At 52.0% G+C, this 16,519-nt stretch carries 15 protein-coding genes and 1 pseudogene; 3 read left to right on the top strand and 13 right to left on the bottom strand.

Translation table 11 applies throughout. The features are described 5' to 3' along the window. Positions 1-6: 6 nt before the first annotated feature. The 5 genes from O1721_RS25350 to uidA form a co-directional block, all read right to left on the bottom strand. Entirely contained in the window at positions 7-1,476 is a 1,470-nt protein-coding gene (locus O1721_RS25350; RefSeq protein ID WP_022652294.1) for a fructuronate reductase, read from the bottom strand. A 106-nt stretch (positions 1,477-1,582) separates the two neighbouring features. Beyond that, on the bottom strand, positions 1,583-2,767 hold the full coding sequence (uxuA, locus tag O1721_RS25345) for a mannonate dehydratase (RefSeq protein WP_022652295.1): 1,185 nt from the start codon (positions 2,765-2,767) through the stop codon (positions 1,583-1,585). A 301-nt stretch (positions 2,768-3,068) separates the two neighbouring features. Next, entirely contained in the window at positions 3,069-4,334 is a 1,266-nt protein-coding gene (gene uidC / locus O1721_RS25340) for a glucuronide uptake porin UidC (RefSeq protein WP_022652296.1), read from the bottom strand. Positions 4,335-4,382: 48 nt separating this feature from the next. After that, entirely contained in the window at positions 4,383-5,756 is a 1,374-nt protein-coding gene (gene uidB / locus O1721_RS25335) for a glucuronide transporter (RefSeq protein WP_022652297.1), read from the bottom strand. After that, positions 5,753-7,564 (bottom strand): beta-glucuronidase, encoded by a 1,812-nt coding sequence (gene uidA, locus O1721_RS25330; protein WP_022652298.1) that lies wholly within the window; start codon positions 7,562-7,564, stop codon positions 5,753-5,755. Before uidA ends, uidB begins: the two co-directional genes overlap by 4 nt. A gap of 376 nt (positions 7,565-7,940) precedes the next feature. Between uidA and O1721_RS25325 the strand changes: the two genes are divergently transcribed. Beyond that, the gene (locus O1721_RS25325; RefSeq protein ID WP_022652299.1) at positions 7,941-8,549 is read left to right on the top strand and encodes a TetR/AcrR family transcriptional regulator; all 609 of its coding nucleotides are present in this window, start codon (positions 7,941-7,943) and stop codon (positions 8,547-8,549) included. Positions 8,550-8,871: 322 nt separating this feature from the next. Here O1721_RS25325 and O1721_RS25320 read toward each other — a convergent pair whose 3' ends face one another. Continuing rightward, positions 8,872-9,852, bottom strand: coding sequence for an IS5-like element ISKpn26 family transposase (locus O1721_RS25320; RefSeq protein ID WP_016947617.1), 981 nt, complete (start codon positions 9,850-9,852; stop codon positions 8,872-8,874). Between the two features lie 222 nt (positions 9,853-10,074). On the opposite strand from O1721_RS25320, the gene O1721_RS25315 reads away from it, so the two are divergent. Then, positions 10,075-10,772 (top strand): IS1 family transposase gene (locus O1721_RS25315; protein WP_223216367.1). Its coding sequence is split into 2 segments (ribosomal slippage): positions 10,075-10,324 and positions 10,324-10,772, totalling 699 coding nucleotides; the frame shifts between segments, so codons are not numbered across the junction. A gap of 1,165 nt (positions 10,773-11,937) precedes the next feature. Here O1721_RS25315 and repA read toward each other — a convergent pair. Together repA and tap are read right to left on the bottom strand one after the other, a co-directional pair. Beyond that, positions 11,938-12,813: an incFII family plasmid replication initiator RepA gene (repA, locus tag O1721_RS25310; RefSeq protein ID WP_085952537.1), complete on the bottom strand. Its 876-nt coding sequence runs from the start codon at positions 12,811-12,813 to the stop codon at positions 11,938-11,940. Beyond that, on the bottom strand, positions 12,794-12,871 hold the full coding sequence (tap, locus tag O1721_RS25305) for a RepA leader peptide Tap (RefSeq protein WP_011201829.1): 78 nt from the start codon (positions 12,869-12,871) through the stop codon (positions 12,794-12,796). Before tap ends, repA begins: the two co-directional genes overlap by 20 nt. A 79-nt stretch (positions 12,872-12,950) precedes the next feature. Between tap and O1721_RS25300 the strand changes: the two are divergent. Beyond that, positions 12,951-13,054: pseudogene (locus O1721_RS25300) on the top strand (replication protein RepA). Between the two features lie 35 nt (positions 13,055-13,089). Here the strand turns inward: O1721_RS25300 and O1721_RS25295 are convergent. The 5 genes from O1721_RS25295 to traX all read right to left on the bottom strand — a co-directional run bounded on the left by O1721_RS25295 (position 13,090) and on the right by traX (position 16,519). Further along, positions 13,090-13,368 carry a replication regulatory protein RepA gene (locus O1721_RS25295; protein ID WP_008324932.1) on the bottom strand — a complete coding sequence of 93 codons (279 nt, stop codon included), beginning with the start codon at positions 13,366-13,368 and terminating at the stop codon, positions 13,090-13,092. Positions 13,369-13,519: 151 nt separating this feature from the next. Next, positions 13,520-14,065: a phospholipase D family nuclease gene (locus tag O1721_RS25290; protein WP_008324931.1), complete on the bottom strand. Its 546-nt coding sequence runs from the start codon at positions 14,063-14,065 to the stop codon at positions 13,520-13,522. Positions 14,066-14,212: 147 nt separating this feature from the next. Beyond that, the gene (locus O1721_RS25285) at positions 14,213-15,004 is read right to left on the bottom strand and encodes a DsbA family protein (protein ID WP_008324924.1); all 792 of its coding nucleotides are present in this window, start codon (positions 15,002-15,004) and stop codon (positions 14,213-14,215) included. Next, on the bottom strand, positions 14,997-15,716 hold the full coding sequence (locus tag O1721_RS25280) for a fertility inhibition protein FinO (protein WP_022652258.1): 720 nt from the start codon (positions 15,714-15,716) through the stop codon (positions 14,997-14,999). Before O1721_RS25280 ends, O1721_RS25285 begins: the two co-directional genes overlap by 8 nt. 65 nt (positions 15,717-15,781) lie before the next feature. Continuing rightward, positions 15,782-16,519, bottom strand: a complete 738-nt coding sequence (traX, locus tag O1721_RS25275; protein WP_008324912.1) for a type-F conjugative transfer system pilin acetylase TraX — start codon at positions 16,517-16,519, stop codon at positions 15,782-15,784.

Below are 16,519 nucleotides of genomic sequence, written 5' to 3'. Positions count from 1 at the left end.
TATTAATCACTGTAGCGATTCAAGCACCGCGCGTGCTCCGCGCTGTTCCAGCCGGACGTACGTCTCCATGACCGCATTTACGAACGAGCTATTTTCTGGCAGATCGCGACCAAAAATTGACTCAATTGCCAGTAGCGCACGTACACGTTCTTGCGCGCTATGATACTGCTGATGGATAGCCTGATAGCGGGCAAAAAGTGGATCGACGATATCTATCTTTTGTCCTTTATCGTCAAGACCACGAACGTAGCGCATCCATCCAGCAACGCCAAGAACCAGATGACGATGATCGGTTCCCTTTGCCAAATGGATACGAATTGGATCAAGCAGGCGTTGCGGTAATTTCTGACTGCCATCCATTGCAATCTGCGAGGTACGGTGCCTGAGTGAAGGGTTGGTAAAACGGGAGAGCAGTAAATCAGCGTAACCCGATAAATCAGTGCCCTCAGGCATCGACAACGTGGGAGCTTGTTCATTCAGCATCAACTTCCGTACCGCCTGACGATATTCTGGATTAGCCATGGTATCGGCGATTGTTTCATAGCCGGCCAGATAGCCAAGATACGCCAGAAAAGAGTGACTACCGTTCAGCATCCGTAGTTTCATCATTTCAAATGGTACGACGTCTTCGACAAACTGTGCCCCGACGTTGTCCCACTCCGGTCTGCCATTGACAAAGTTATCTTCTATCACCCACTGACGGAAAGGCTCGCAGGCTATACCACAGGGATCGAACACACCAAGCTGATCGGCAATCAGTTGCAGTGTCTCTTCCGTTACTGCCGGAACAATACGGTCAACCATGGTACAAGGGAATGTTACGTTTTGCGCAATCCACGTCGCCAGCTCCGTCGAACGTGCCTTTGCCAGTCCTATAACCGCCGCTCTGGCAACGAGACCATTCTCTCGAACGTTATCACATGACAGAACGGTAAATGGCCTTATCCCCTGCAGACGACGCATGTCTAAAGCCTCAACGATGTATCCAATAGCCGACTTAGGTTGTTGTGGTGATGTAAGGTCATGTTTAATCAGAGGGTTGTTCAGATCCAACTTGCCGCTGGCTGCCTCCGTGCAGTAGCCCTTTTCCGTCACTGTCAGAGAAACAATCGCCGTCTCGGGACGCGCCATGGCTTTCAGAATCCCGTCACATCCATCAAATTCAGGGTGCAGAGCTTCTTTCATTGAGCCAATGATCTTAAGTTCTGTTATTTCCGCTCCACGTTCTGCGACGGTATAAAGCAGATTTTGTGCTCTAAGGTTTTCAATCAACCGTGCATCGTTCCCCGGCATCAGGTTAACTTCACAGATCCCCCAGTCGCTGTCGCTACACTCCAGCAAATGGTGAGTAAACAACGCCTGATGTGCACGGTGAAACGCCCCGCATCCCAGGTGGACGATACGGGAAACCAGACGCGAACCGTCCCATTGCGGACGGGTAGCGGAAAGCGAGCCGCTAACGATATTTTGTTCCATGGCAAACTCCTGTCGTGCGATGACTTCACCCACGAAATGTGGGTGAGTATGTGTCTACTGCAGTGGATATAAACGCTGAATGGCCGGTGACGCCACCGGCGGAAACTTAATGACTGAAGAAGGCGCGCTGAATCGCCAGTTCGACTCCTCGTACTTCAGCCAACCCTTTCAGACGGCCAATTGCCGAGTAGCCCGGATTTGTTTTCTTTTTCAAATCGTCCAGCATCTGATGCCCATGGTCAGGACGCATAGGGATCAGATCCTCGTAGCCTTCGGCTTTACGGCGATACTCTTCCTCGACGATGGCCTTCACCACGGCATACATGTCCACATCACCATACAGATGCGCCGCTTCATGGAACGTTTTTGGGTTATCTTCACGCAATGTTGAGCGTAAATGCGTGAAGTAAATACGTGGGCCGAACAGTTGAATCATACCGACCAAATCGTTATCCGCACGGACGCCGTAAGAGCCGGTACACATGGTGAAACCATTCGCCATGCTGTTGACGGTCTCCACCATCCACTGCATATCTTCAATGGTGGAGACTATACGCGGTAGACCCAGGATCGGGCGCGGCGGGTCATCAGGGTGTACCGCCATACGAACGCCGGTCGCTTCGGCAACCGGAACGATGGCTTTGAGGAAATACGCAAAGTTGTCACGCAATTTTGCTTTATCAATATTTTGATAAGTCGCCAGATGGGCGCGGAACTGATCTAGCGTATAGCCCTCTTCTGCTCCCGGAAGACCAGCAATTATATTGCGAGTCAGGCGTGCTTTATCTTCTTCACTCATGGCAGCGAAGCGCTGATTGGCCAGCTCTATCTCTTCTGCTGTGTAATCAGTTTCTGCCCCCTGGCGTTGTAAAAGGTGTAATTCAAACACTGCGAACTCTATCTGGTCAAAACGCAACGCTTTTGAACCATCCGGCAAAACATATTCAAGATCAGTGCGAGTCCAGTCCAGTACAGGCATGAAGTTGTAGCAAACGGTGTAGATCCCGCATTGTGCCAGGTTACGCAGCGTCTGTTGATAATTGTTTATCCACAGATCGTATTGACCACTGTGGGTTTTGATATCCTCATGAATCGGCACGCTCTCGACCACAGACCACTCGAGCCCCGCCTCTTCGACAATAGTTTTACGCTCCAGAATCTCTTCAACAGACCAAACCAGCCCATTCGGGATATGGTGTAATGCGGTTACCACGCCACTTGCGCCAGCCTGACGTACATCGGCAAGCGTTACCGGGTCATTAGGGCCATACCAACGCCAGGTTTGTTTCATATTTCAACTCCTCTCTTACGATGAGATCGCTGTTTTATACAGCTCAAACAGGCTATAGCCATGTTTAGGGGGGACGAGTCATACAGTCAAACAACCCGCCAAACAAGCCAACCTATTGGTCGACCAATTAATTTTTTAATAAATGCCAATCCGTTCTTCATCGCACATGCTTCGTCTGGAGTCTCAAGGCCATACTCAGGCAGGTGCTGATGAACAAGTTAAGCAACTACCGAAAGTCACAACACCCCAGCTATTCTGAAGCCATCCGATGTCGTAGTGAAAATGCCCCCTCCCGTTAGCATCACCGCAGCATAAAGTCATACTGGATGCTCATCTTCACATCCCAGTAATTAAGCCTGTCACCTAGCGAACTGCCGTCGCGCTTTTCACGGCCCTTATCGGCGGCAAGGAATATATTCATCCCGCTGAGTGGCCCCTCGGCAACCCGATAGTTAACCGCACTGAGCAGCCCCATACCTTCAATTTGTACATCTCGCTGACTGGATTCGTAGCCACGGGTGACAACTGGTGCCAGTGTTAAAGTCAGCTGCGGTGTCAGTCGATAGTTGGCCCCCATCTGCCAGGACTGCATCCCTTCGCGGTTGCGATCGAGGCTGAGTGAGAAGGGATAGCCAATATCTGTATCAACCACCGCACCATTCATCGAATGGCGGAGATATCCACCGCTAGCGAAAAGACTTCCCCACGGCGCACTCCAGGTCAACTGACCGCTGACCAATGCAGTCTCATTCGGCTGGCTGGACGAGCGGCTCAACCCATCAAGTCCGGCATAGAAACCCAATAGCTCGCCCTTCAGGGCATATCCCGACGACAACGGAATTGTTTGTTCAATAATGCTCTGCAGCTGGTGAGAGACATCTCTCTGTACTGAGCCCCCCAGTGAATAACGGCTACGATCATCATGCCAGCTGGCGGTTAAAAATGAGCGAGTTCGATGTTTATCGTATTTTCCGGTCTTACTGTTATATACACCTTCATCACGAATACCGGTTGCCGAGTCGGTCCATTGAAATACTCTTGTGCGCCACATTGCCCAAAGCTCAAAATTCTCTGTCGGAGCGAAATAACCTAAAGCGCCTTCGGAAACTGTAGGTAACGTACGCTGTGAACTGCCACCGATAAGGGGGATTCGCCACGGTAAACTCCCGTAACTATAATCCGTTCCAAAACGCCCTATTTTCAATCTAACATTGTCACCAGCTTTTATTTTTAGAGCGCCAAGTGCATAGCCAAAACTTTCATGGTCATCTAAGTACCAGCGCGTACTCATATTATCTCGGGCACCAAGTTTATAAACGTAATAGGCACCACCCTCTACCCCTATAAATTGAGAGTAATAACCACTATTAAAATCAACAAGCCCTCCCTGCACCCAGGCATATATATTCTTCCCAGTTCCGGCGCTGGGTTTGTCAGCCCTGCGCAACTCATTTTTTAATCTAAATCTTAATGCTGCTTCATCGTCAGAGATTTGTTCCGCTAACACAGAGGTACACACCGAGGCCACGGCTATAGCAATAGCCGTTAAACGTGTTATTTTATTCATCGTTTAACCTTTGGGTTTGTAATTGTTTTATAATAAAACTACAGGGCCTTATTTTTTAAAGTCGTCGATCAGTTTTTGTTGCGTTTTTTTACGAGTATCAATCTCTAAAATAATTTCTTTGAATTTCTGATCTGTTAGCGGATAAAACCACATAATAATAAATGCTAATAATAAGAAGCCACAAGGTACCAGCGCAATCGAAATCCGGATACCCATAATGACTTCTGGCGTTTGTGCCTGATTAGCAATATATCCGCTGAGTCCCAGAATAAATGCCGGGATTGAACCACCGATGGCCTGACCACACTTGCGAGTAAAGGAAAACAGTGAGTAGGTTAACCCCTCAATCCGCACACCTGTCAGATACTCGCCATACTCAACAGTATCCGCCTCGAGTGCCCACATCACCGTCATCGATATTCCCTGACCAACAGAAGCGATGGCCAGTGCGGTGAGCGCAACAGGAACGGAATGAGCCGACATATAAAAAAACAATAAATAACCGCTAGTTCCAAGCAACGAGCCAATCAGGAAGGTGTTCTTTTTCCCAACTCGAGTGACCAATCGCGGAACCATAGGAGCCGAGGCAACAGTTCCTATCAACATCTGAACCAATACCATCACCGAGAAAAGTCCAGCATCATTTAAAACATAACGAACATAAAATAATGAAGATGCACTGACCGCAAAGGTCGAGATAAGTAAACACAGTGCCCCAGCACACAGCATAATCAAGGGTCGATTTTGCTTTACCGTCTGTAAACTTATCTTCATCGAAGGCTGCGCCACGATACGCACGACATTTTCTTTGGTCGATTTAAAACAGACGAAATACAACACAGTACCTGCAACTGCCAGGATAATAGTCCAGAAGAGATAAACATCCTGCATCTCAGTCGGACTGGCACCACTAATCCGTGGCCCAATGAGAAACGCCAGGCAAACAAAGGTGAGTGAGGCCGCGATGCTGCGCGCAGCACCAAGCCGGGCACGTGATTGCGGCTGTTGGGTCATGGCCGTTGCAAGTGAGCCATAAGGGATATTCACAAGGCTATAGCAAATCCCCAGTCCCATATAAGTAATATACGCGTAAATAACTTTGCTACTGTGACTCCACTCTGCGGGGACACAAAACACCAAAACGCTGAAAGCCATTAAAGGTGCTGAGCCGAAAAGCAGGAAAGGACGGAATTTTCCCCAACGCGTATTAACGCTGTCAACAATACGCCCCGCCGAGACATCAGCAAAGGCGTCAAAAACGCGCACCAGCAGCAGCATCGTTCCTGCGGCTGCGGCACCGACGCCTGCGACGTCGGTGTAGTAGCTCAGAAGAAATAATGCACCCATAGCGAAGGCAAAATTATTAGCGACATCACCCAGGCTATAGCCGATGATGGCGCGCCAGGAGAGCTGCTGGCTCATAATGACTCTCCCTGCTGAGGTTTCTCGCCAAATGCCATGGTAGTCCAGCGTTTTTTCAGCAGGAAAGCAGCGGATTTCGGTTTTCTATCGCGGGTAAAAATCCCTTTGCGGTTGCCACCAACACGCATAATTCCTTGTGAAGTAGAAAAATCAGCGAAATTCCAGACCTGCTCACCCACCACGGCGCTAACCCGATCGAAAACACGATGGTACATATCGAGCCACGCGCACTGAAACTCTTCGCTCCACATATCGGTGTACATCGAATGCAGTCCGGCCATGGTATCAACACCATATTCGGTAATAATGATGGGGCGGTGAAGTTTGTCCTGCCATGCCAGCAGCTCTTTTTCCAGCACACGTTCAGCTTTCTCAAGATCGCCGCTTTGTAAATACCATCCGTAGTAGCGGTTAAGGCAAACCACATCGAAAAGATCGGTGATCGTATCGCTTTCAGCATCACAGAACATCACATTGACACAGGTAATAGGTCGGGTCGGATCGAGCTCGCGTGTCGAAATCGCCAGAGGCTCAAAGTATTCCCTGGCCCCTTCAGGACGTGTATCCGGTTCATTGGCAATACTCCACATGACAACGCTTGGATGGTTTTTATCGCGTGCGATGAGTTCCCGAATAGCCTGAAGGTGCGCCAGTTGGGTCCGATCATTAATTGCGTCATCGCCGTACAATGACGTCGGTTTTTCGCACGCATCAAAGCCAATGCCCAGAGACAGGTTAAAGCCGACTGCAGCTGTCTCATCGATTATGACAATGCCCTGTTCATCCGCCCAGTCGAGCATCTCCTCAGCATAGGGATAATGTGATGTTCGATATGAGTTCGCACCAATCCATTCCATTAGCGCATGGTCGTGGACCATCAGGACGTTATCAAATCCTTTCCCTCGTAAGTCGGCATCTTCATGACGCCCAAACCCAGTGAAATAAAAAGGTTTGTTGTTAATCAGAAACTGTTCTCCCTTCACTTCAACTGAACGGATCCCCACGCGCAGCGGGTATTCATCACGCTCTGCCGAATCAGACAAAACCACATTAAAATTATATAGATATCCTTCACCAGGCTGCCACAGGCATGGGGAAGTCAATCGTAACTGGCCCTCAGCCCCTTGCCCTGAAGCGACAAGTTGCTGTTCCGAATCACGTAATTCAACAGCAATATTTCCCTTGCCCGTAACTTGCCAACAAATGGTGGCCTCTTCACCATTGTCACTGACATGGGTCACCACAGTGATATCTTCAACGAAAGAGCGTGGAGTGGTATAGAGCATGACACTGCGATGAATGCCGGCATAGTTAAAGAAATCATGGAAATAGGATTGTTGCTTCTTACCATTATCATCACATGTCACTATTCCCGGAGGAATCGTCTGCCAGCTGAGTTCGTTATTCACACAGACTGTGACCTGGACATTTTCACCCGGTGAAACAAGATGGCTAATATCAGCCTCAAAAGGGGTATACCCACCCTGATGTTCCATCAAAAAGTTATCGTTAACCCAGACCTTTCCATAATGCGTGACCGCGTCAAACCGTAGAACAATACGTTGGTTACCCCACCCATTCGGAATAAATACCTGCCGCTGATACCAGACGTTCCCAACGTAATTGCGAATATCAGCATCGGCGAACTGATCGTTAAAGCTACCAGGTACTGCAATCGCACGACTTTGAGAAAGCGGGCGCTTCCACCATTGCTGTGCCATGCCGCAATCAGCAGTATCCAGACAGAATGACCACAGACCATCTAGTTTCTTGATTTCTCGGGTTGAAGTTTCAACAGGACGTAACATCACAACTCTCCTTTTCTTTGTGGTGATTGGTCAACCAAAAAATGTACAAGTTAACCAGTTCATAGACCGCATTGTTATCACGGATGAATCACTGCGGAGAATCCACACCACAAAGAACTGAAGAGAATGTCATAAAATTAAAATTTGCAATGTAGCTTATGCGACACCAATCACACATACATAAAACCATCAATTGACATAGATTGAAAAATACCCAACCAAACGTTCATTCTAGTTTTTCCTTGCATATGTTTCTCACTTCGGAAAGGCTACGCAACATAAATTATTGGTTGACCAAAAAAAGTTAATTTGCCGGTAGGCGTCAATCTACTCACCGGTTACACTGTTGTTTTCGAAGAAGAATCGAGCAACCTCAATGGGTAAAAAATTATCCGGAATGTCAACGCGTACCAGGATCCTGAATGCCGCAAGAGAGTGCTTTGCAGAAAATGGTTTTCATAACACGTCAATGAAAACCATCTGCAAGGCCAGCGACATGAGTCCTGGAACCTTGTATCACCACTTCGTGTCAAAAGAGGCCTTGATTCAGGCCATAATCCTTGAAGATCAGGAAAGAGCCTTAACCCGCTTTCGTCATCCACTCGAAGGCGTTGGCCTGGTAGATTATCTGGTGGACTCTATGATTGACGTCACACATGAAGATTGCGCTCAACGCGCGTTAGTTATGGAAATAATGGCGGAGGGGATGCGAAATCCTCAGGTCGCGGACATGCTCAAAAGCAAATACCAAACCATCACAGATTTCCTCGTTGCACGTTTCAACGATGCGCAGGCCAAAGGGGAGATCGGCAATAATATCAATAACAGAAAGGCGGCCAGGTTACTGTTATCTCTGACCTATGGCATCTTGTCCGATATTGAAGCAGATGAAAATTCACGGGATGCTGATTTCGCAATGACATTTCGCGATATGATCGGCGGAATGCTGCATGTAGGAAACACCGTCAACAAACAAGGTACATGAGCGCATTTGTTCTGATCTGCAATTCTCCATTCAGAAACAATATTTAGGAATGATGCCCCCTCCCCTGAACCAAGGTGTGCAGGGTGATCCCAAAACACCGGTTTGTCATTCAGGGCCATTTTCAGGACCACACTCAGTTCTGTCTGCGGTTTCCTTATGCCGTCGCCTTAGTTAGGGAAGGTGCGAATAAGCAGGTCATTTCTTCCCAAGCTGACTCGCTGATTAAAATTTCGCGGATCTGGGCCGATTTTTTTCCCGCAAACACATCGAATCAGCCTATTTAGGCTATTTTTTCCACCATTTCTGGCGTTATTTCCGGTTTTTACTGAGATCTCTCCCACTGACGTATCATTTGGTCCACCCGAAACAGGTTGGCCAGGGTGAATAACATCGCCAGTTGGTTATCGTTTTTCAGCAGCCCCTTGTATCTGGCTTTCACGAAGCCGAACTGCCGCTTGATGATGCGAAACGGGTGCTCCACCCTGGCACGGATGCTGGCTTTCATGTATTCGATGTTGATGGCCGTTTTGTTCTTGCGCGGATGCTGCTTCAAGGTTTTTACCCTGCCGGGACGCTCGGCGATCAGCCAGTCCACATCCACCTCGGCCAGCTCCTCGCGCTGTGGCGCTCCTTGGTAGCCGGCATCGGCTGAGACAAATTGCTCCTCTCCATGAAGCAGATTACCCAGCTGATTGAGGTCATGCTCGTTGGCCGCGGTGGTGACCAGGCTGTGGGTCAGGCCACTCTTGGCATCGACACCAATGTGGGCCTTCATGCCAAAGTGCCACTGATTGCCTTTCTTGGTCTGATGCATCTCCGGATCGCGTTGCTGCTCATTGTTCTTGGTCGAGCTGGGTGCCTCAATGATGGTGGCATCCACCAAAGTGCCTTGGGTCATCATGACGCCTGCTTCGGCCAGCCAGCGATTGATGGTCTTGAACAATTGACGGGCCAGTTGATGCTGCTCGAGCAGGTGGCGGAAATTCATGATGGTGGTGCGATCCGGCAGGGCGCTATCCAGGGATAATCGGGCAAACAGGCGCATGGAGGCGATTTCGTACAGGGCATCTTCCATGGCACCGTCGCTCAGGTTGTACCAATGCTGCATGCAGTGAATACGCAGCATGGTCTCCAGCGGATAGGGCCGTCGGCCATTGCCCGCCTTGGGATAAAACGGCTCGATGACAGCGGTCATATTCTGCCATGGCAGAATCTGCTCCATGCGGGAGAGGAAAATCTCTTTTCGGGTCTGACGGCGCTTAGTGCTGAATTCACTATCGGCGAAGGTGAGTTGATGGCTCATGATGTCCCTCTGGGATGCGCTCCGGATGAATATGATGATCTCATATCAGGAACTTGTTCGCACCTTCCCTAAGTCACCGGCGGCTTGCCTGCCACACATTGAACATTACAGACCAATTAGCACTTTGTCACCGGGGAAAGATGTAAAGATTATGTATAAATAGATTGGGTAATGGTGCCAACTTACTGATTTAGTGTACGATGGTGTTTTTGAGGTGCTCCCGTGGCTTCCATCTCCATCAGTTGTCCCTCCTGCTCAGCTACTGAAGGCGTGGTGCGTAACGGTAAAAGTACTGCCGGACATCAGCGCTATCTCTGCTCTCACTGCCGTAAAACATGGCAACTGCAGTTCACTTACACCGCCTCTCAGCCCGGTACACACCAGAAAATCATTGATATGGCCATGAATGGTGTTGGATGCCGGGCAACCGCCCGCATTATGGGCGTTGGCCTCAACACGATTTTACGTCACTTAAAAAACTCAGGCCGCAGTCGGTAACCTCGCGCATACAGCCGGGCAGTGATGTGATTGTCTGCGCTGAAATGGACGAACAGTGGGGCTACGTCGGTGCTAAATCACGTCAGCGCTGGCTGTTTTACGCGTATGACAGGATACGGAGGACGGTTGTGGCGCACGTCTTCGGTGAACGCACTCTGGCCACACTGGAGCGTCTTCTGAGCCTGCTGTCGGCCTTTGAGGTCGTGGTATGGATGACGGATGGCTGGCCGCTGTATGAATCCCGCCTGAAGGGAAAGCTGCACGTAATCAGCAAGCGTTACACTCAGCGAATTGAGCGGCATAACCTGAATCTGAGACAACATCTGGCAAGGCTGGGACGGAAGTCACTGTCGTTCTCAAAATCGGTGGAGCTGCATGACAAGGTCATCGGGCATTATCTGAACATAAAACACTATCAGTAAGTTGGAGTCATTACCCGGCCAGCCTTAGCCGTAGCTAAGGATAATCGCGAAAATATACTACGGCAGAGGCTTAACGTCAGTATTTCTACTGCTGAGCATAAGCGGTGGTCACGAATGCCGCGAGGCGGCATGGAGGCGCCATCAGGTGGTAAACAGAATACTGATGGTGAGTGGCGCCGGGACCCGGCGTAGCCGGAAATGCAGCTTCAATATTCGGGTTAAGAATGCCGAGCAGTGCGCAGGCATTCCGGGAATGCGCCAGAGGCGCATAGAGGCGCCCTCAGAAGTTGACCAGAGCACGGTTGTTAATGGCGCCGTAGCCCGGCGCAGCCGGTTACGCTGTTGACAGGTTCCACCAATCCATCCCTTCGCCCTGCTAAGCCATAACCCGCTGATAGCCATGATGTGGTTTCATTAAGCCCTTTTAACTCCGGTGAGCGGGCTGTACGGCGCTTGCGACGTACAGGGCGTGATTTCCGGAGCCGTGGTGCCGGCGAAGCCGGTGCCCGGGGGCTGTACTGAGAACCTGCCGCGATGTTACTGGCAGCAACTTAAATGTTTAGTTACATCATCCAGCATTTAAAGCGATGTTGTTCCGGGCCTTTGGCCCGGGGCGGCCTCGCTTTTCAGTGGTGGGGAGGGGCTGTGAGGGTTCAGGCAGGCACTGTTCCTGCTTTTGAGTGAGTATTTTGAATGTTGTAACTATATGTGCCGTGCCGGGGCCCGTCGCGTAGCGATGGGAGCTACTTTAGGCAGTTGCCGAACCGGCGCGGACGTGAGTCCGCTGCAAGGGCGGGCATTTTCAGGAGCCTGTCCACAGGTCAGGCGACGAACAGGTTATATATTTATATGAATGAAATAAAAGATATTTAAAAGAAGTACAGAGCAGGTTTTTAAAGGAAGCCACGCACTTTGAAATCAGGTCGGCTGGCGCTCTGTAAGCATAACGGTTGTAACCTTATGGAAAGGTCCCTTGCAGTTATTTGTGGGTAACTGAATCTGGCGACGAGATGTGGCCACTCTGATGCAATTTCTGGCCATTCTGATGGCGGAATGGGGTGAATGTCAGGAAGGACGGCCGTCATTTCGTGCAGAAAACCGTCAACGATGGACTGCAGACGTGCGAAACCCTCCGGCGCCAGCCGGATTTTTCACACAGGAAGGGTTATATGGGGACGGTGGCCAGCCGCGTGTAGTTGTTACCACGCGACATCAGCATGCGCTCTTTCACGCGCCGCTCCAGCTCACGCTGGAGAGCATCCCTGTCGCCGACGAAACGCCCTTTGGCGTAGTCACGCGTCAGCTGCTGTTTCACCAGCGTCACAATGTCCTTACGGGCTCTGTCCGCGTCACGTCGGGCGCGGGCGCGCTTCAGGCCATGCTGTTTACGTTCGGACTGGTAGCTGCGGAACCGTTCGCGCACAAACCGCCAGGCCTTCGCTATCAGCTCGTCCATCTCCAGCGGCTTCAGGTTCTGCTTCTTACGCTGCTGATTCTCCCATTCCACACGGCTGCGCCTCGCGGCCACAACGGCCACGTCAGAGACGTCGAGCGCGGAGAACAGTGCCGGCGTGAAGGTGGTATCGGTCGGGATATTGCAGCCAATCTGCGGGTCATACTCGGTCTGATAGGTAATCAGCCCCAGCTCCGCCATAAACGTCAGCGCCCGCGTGGCGCGGGTGATGGACAGATTACCGCTTTTCGACTCGGTGGCGAGACCGCACTCGATGGCCAGATTGGTGATGGAGCGCTGAACGCGGTTGGCCAGCGGGTCATAGTGGAAACACAGCCCCTGGAGCAGGGCATCGATGGCCCGGCGGCGCAACAGTGGCGGCATCCGGTGACGTTTACCCAGCGAGCGTAAGAACGCCACATGGATGGAAAAGTCAAAACGGGACGTGAAGCCTTCGGCTTTCGCCATCAGCTTACGACAGAACGGCAGTGTCTTTTTGCCTTCACGCGGCGTGAATGCCGGGTTCGGGTTTTTGACCTGACGGTAATGGGAGAACAGGGTCTGGGCGTCAGTCACACCTTCCCGCACTTATGTTGCACGGAAGGAGTAAATGGCACAGAAACGGGTATTGCAGTTTTCTGAGCATAAAACTATACTCCCTGCATAGAGCAACAGCTTCTATACAGTTTAAGTAGGCCCCGTTAATCTTCTCTTAGTCGCCAAACCTGGTGAAGATTATCGGGGTTTTTGCTTTTCTGGTCCCGGGTAGACACCTCATCAGAACCAGTTCCCTGCCACCTTATGGCGTGGCCAACCAAGAATTCACTAAAACGATCAGTAATCTAGCATCCAATGAGAAAACGTTCAAGAATGTGAAGTCTTTACATCGAGAACGCCGCGTTCAGAAAGTTCACGTTCGAGTAAGGTCTCAATAAACTGAGCTTGAGTGAGCCCTTCCTCTTCACAGATCGTAATCATCCAATCTTTAAGAGGATTTTTAACAAAAACCTTCACTTCTTTATGTGTTTCACGTTTACGCGCAATCGCGGCAAGCTGTCTTTCACTCGCCGACATCGGCTTACCTTTTCGGTAAGAACGCTTTTCTTTCGATGAGGAAGTTACTGCATTTTCGATCTGCGACATCTCTGCCTCCTCAAGGATCAAACTTGGATCGTTTGCAGAGAATACTACAGATATCTGAAATCAGCGACTTAACTTTACGCGAAGGTGTGAGCCATGTTGGCGCATGGTTCACCAGGATAGATGTAGATTGCGGATCAAATGACGATGCGACTTAGTATGAAGAATGCCAGTCCGTTCCTCCGTCCCAGCGCGACTGCCAGTGCTGAAGGTAGGTTTGTGCCACTTCCGGCACCTCATTAATAACCAGCACATTCTCGCTATTCCGCGATGCAGCAGAGCGAGTGTAGTTAAAGCTACCAGCCTCAACTGTATGATTATCAACAATAATGACTTTGTCATGCATGATGGCGTAGCGACCGTTGGTGCGCAGCGGAATTCCCGCGTTCACCACGATGTTCATCGCCGCCTGGCTGGCTTTGCTCCGGTTGCCCTTTTCATCAAGCACTATCTTCACATCCACACCACGACGTTTTGCCCTGACAAGCGCACTAACCACCTCCGGAGACGTAAATGAGTAGCCCATCAGCCGAATTTCCTGCTGTGCTGACTCAATCGTCTTAAGGACCAGCTGCAACGCGCTGCCTTCAGGTGAAAAGCCGACCTGAACGGAGGATGCCGCTGCTGCGGGCTGAATACAGCTCAGCGAAAGACATACCAGACCGGACACGGCCAGCTGGCGAAAGGTGAACTTACGCATTAAATAACCTCAGAAATACTGTTCGGATGTGTTAACCAGAAACGCCGGAGACGGGGAAAACTTGCTTTTACCCTTCTCCGGGGTTGGACAACTGAGCACGGCGAAGGCGTCAGTCTCTTTTAGCGGTATCAGTTGGCGGACGCCTGATTATTTTTTGGTATCACCGGCAGCATGACTGATGGCCTGCTGCAGGGCCTCCGCGCTGGTGTATCCCGGAATAACCGTCACGTTATCAGCACTGGCGCCGGCTGACGGGAGAACCACCAGGGCCGGGGTACCGCTGAAGCCCAGCTGCTGCGCAAGTGTGTTTATGCCATCCAGGGTCCCCTGAACATCTGGGGCTGTTTTCGCATCGAACTTCACGGCTTTTGCGGCCGCGCTGATATCAGCATCGGTCAGCTTACCCTCGTTGTGGGCGGTAGCGTAAATCGCGTTGTGATAGTTAAGGTAAGCATCGGCCCCCTTCTGCTTCCAGATCTGAAGCCCGGTTTTCGCCGCACTGAGCGACGCCGGCCAGCGCTGGCCAAATATCGGGAATTCCTTGAACACAAAGCGCACGTCCGGGTTAGCTTTTATTACCTTCTCCAGTTCCGGCGCCAGGCGGGCACAGTAGATGCACTGGTAATCAAAGAATTCAACGACCGTCACTTTCGCATCAGCAGGACCATATGATGGTGTGCCTTTATCGTTCAGCAGCGCTGCCTGATTCTGAACCACGGCGGCCGTCATCGCCTGCTGCTGCTTCTCCTGCTGTTGGGCCTGCAGCTTCTGGCTGACCTCAACCAGCACTTCCGGATGAGCCAGCAGGTAGTCTTTCGCGATTTCACCAATGCGGGCTTCCTGTTCCGGGGTAAAGGCAACGGCAGGTTTCTCTGCTGCCCCCGCCACGCCGGAGACCAGAAGGCCTGCGGCAAGCATGACTGAAAGGGTTTTATTCATGTTCATCCTGTGTTTTTCTCTTCTCGGTTGTTATCAGTTCGTTCCGTGCACGGGTGGCGACGCTTCTAACCGCCCTGCGCTGTCGTTTAGCGTGCTCCTGAGCCCTGCGCTCCACGGCATACGTCGCCTCCTCCGCACTCACCGCTGCGACCGGTTCACCGGCAAGGTTTTTACGCCACGCGCCCACCGTCATGGCGCCCAGATACGCATCCGAGCGGGTGACGGCGGCAAGGCAGCGTTTCAGCGTCTTCACGGAAATCTCCAGCCCGCGCCGGCGAATGTCATTGACCATTGCCTCCCGGATGTTGACCGCCAGGAGCTGCGGCTGGCCGTCCGTCACCAGGGCTGGCCAGCAACGCTTCAGGAGCGCGAGCGCGTCCGCAAGCGGCATGACCTTCCGGTACACCGGTTCCGGGGCAGGTTTGCGCCTGGCCGCCCGCATGGCCTCCCTCTCCTGGGCCTGTCGCTCAGCCCACTGCCGGGCTTTCTCTGCTTTTCTGGCGGCCTTCTCGTCCGCCTGCGCCTTTTTCGCGCTCTCATCCACCGCCTGCTTCCTGACCTTCCAGGCAGGCGTCGTGTTCACCACCACGGTCTTTTTACGCGTGACCCGGCCCGGACCCGCACCGTCCGGTTCACTGTTGCTTACGGCACGCTGACCTTCTGGCTCCGCTTTGCGGCGCAGCGTCAGCGTGGGGCGCCCCTGCTCTGTCATCCTGCCTCCGGATAAATCTGTTTCACGTATACTCCCTGACTGACCCTATTCTGACACGGCAGATATCACATCACCATCAGTCCGATGACGGCAAGGTGCACCGCGTAGAACAGCGGGAAAAATTCGCGCGGCCAGAACCTCGGCACGCGGCAACAGGTCCGGCTCAGCACCGTCAGGGTAACGCCGGGTATTACCAGACCCGCGATGGCAAAGGCGGGGCTGTCCGCGGCATTCAGCGCGAGTATCGCCAGTGCCAGACACAGCGCCAGCCCCGTGCGCGTGGTGCGCCGGCCCGTCATACATACGCCGCAGGCCAGCATCAGCATCACTACCCCCGCCAGCCCGTAGCTTCCCGCCGAAAACGGCAGCCAGGCCAGAACCAGCATCAGGGAGAGCGGCCACGTGCGCGGCCCGTGCCGCTGCATCATCGCCAGTGCCTGTCCGCTGACCGCAAAGGCAAACAGAATATTGCCCAGGTCCGGGCGCAGCCCGGCCAGTATCCAGCCGCCCTGCGCCACCCCGGCCCATATCCAGAGCCGGTTCAGGGCGCGCTGCTGAATCTGCGGATGGCGGGCGAGGTTCATGGCCCAGACCAGGCCAAAGAGCGGAAACGCTCCCCGACCGGCAAGACGCAGCCAGTCATTATCCAGTCCGCACAGCATGCTGATGTGGTCGGCCACCATCAGCAGCAGCGCCACGGTTTTGATAAGGTCGGTCTGGCCCGGCGTCCACACAAGCAGACGCTGCAGCCAGCAGTCGGCCACCACCACAAGGGGGAAGAGCGGATGGTTTTCAGCGCGCAT

The sequence above is a fragment of the Enterobacter cloacae complex sp. HYC033_NIDB genome (assembly GCF_056673335.1).
The sequence above is the reverse complement of the archived record's forward strand: the minus strand, read 5'-3'. Positions and strand labels throughout refer to the sequence as shown.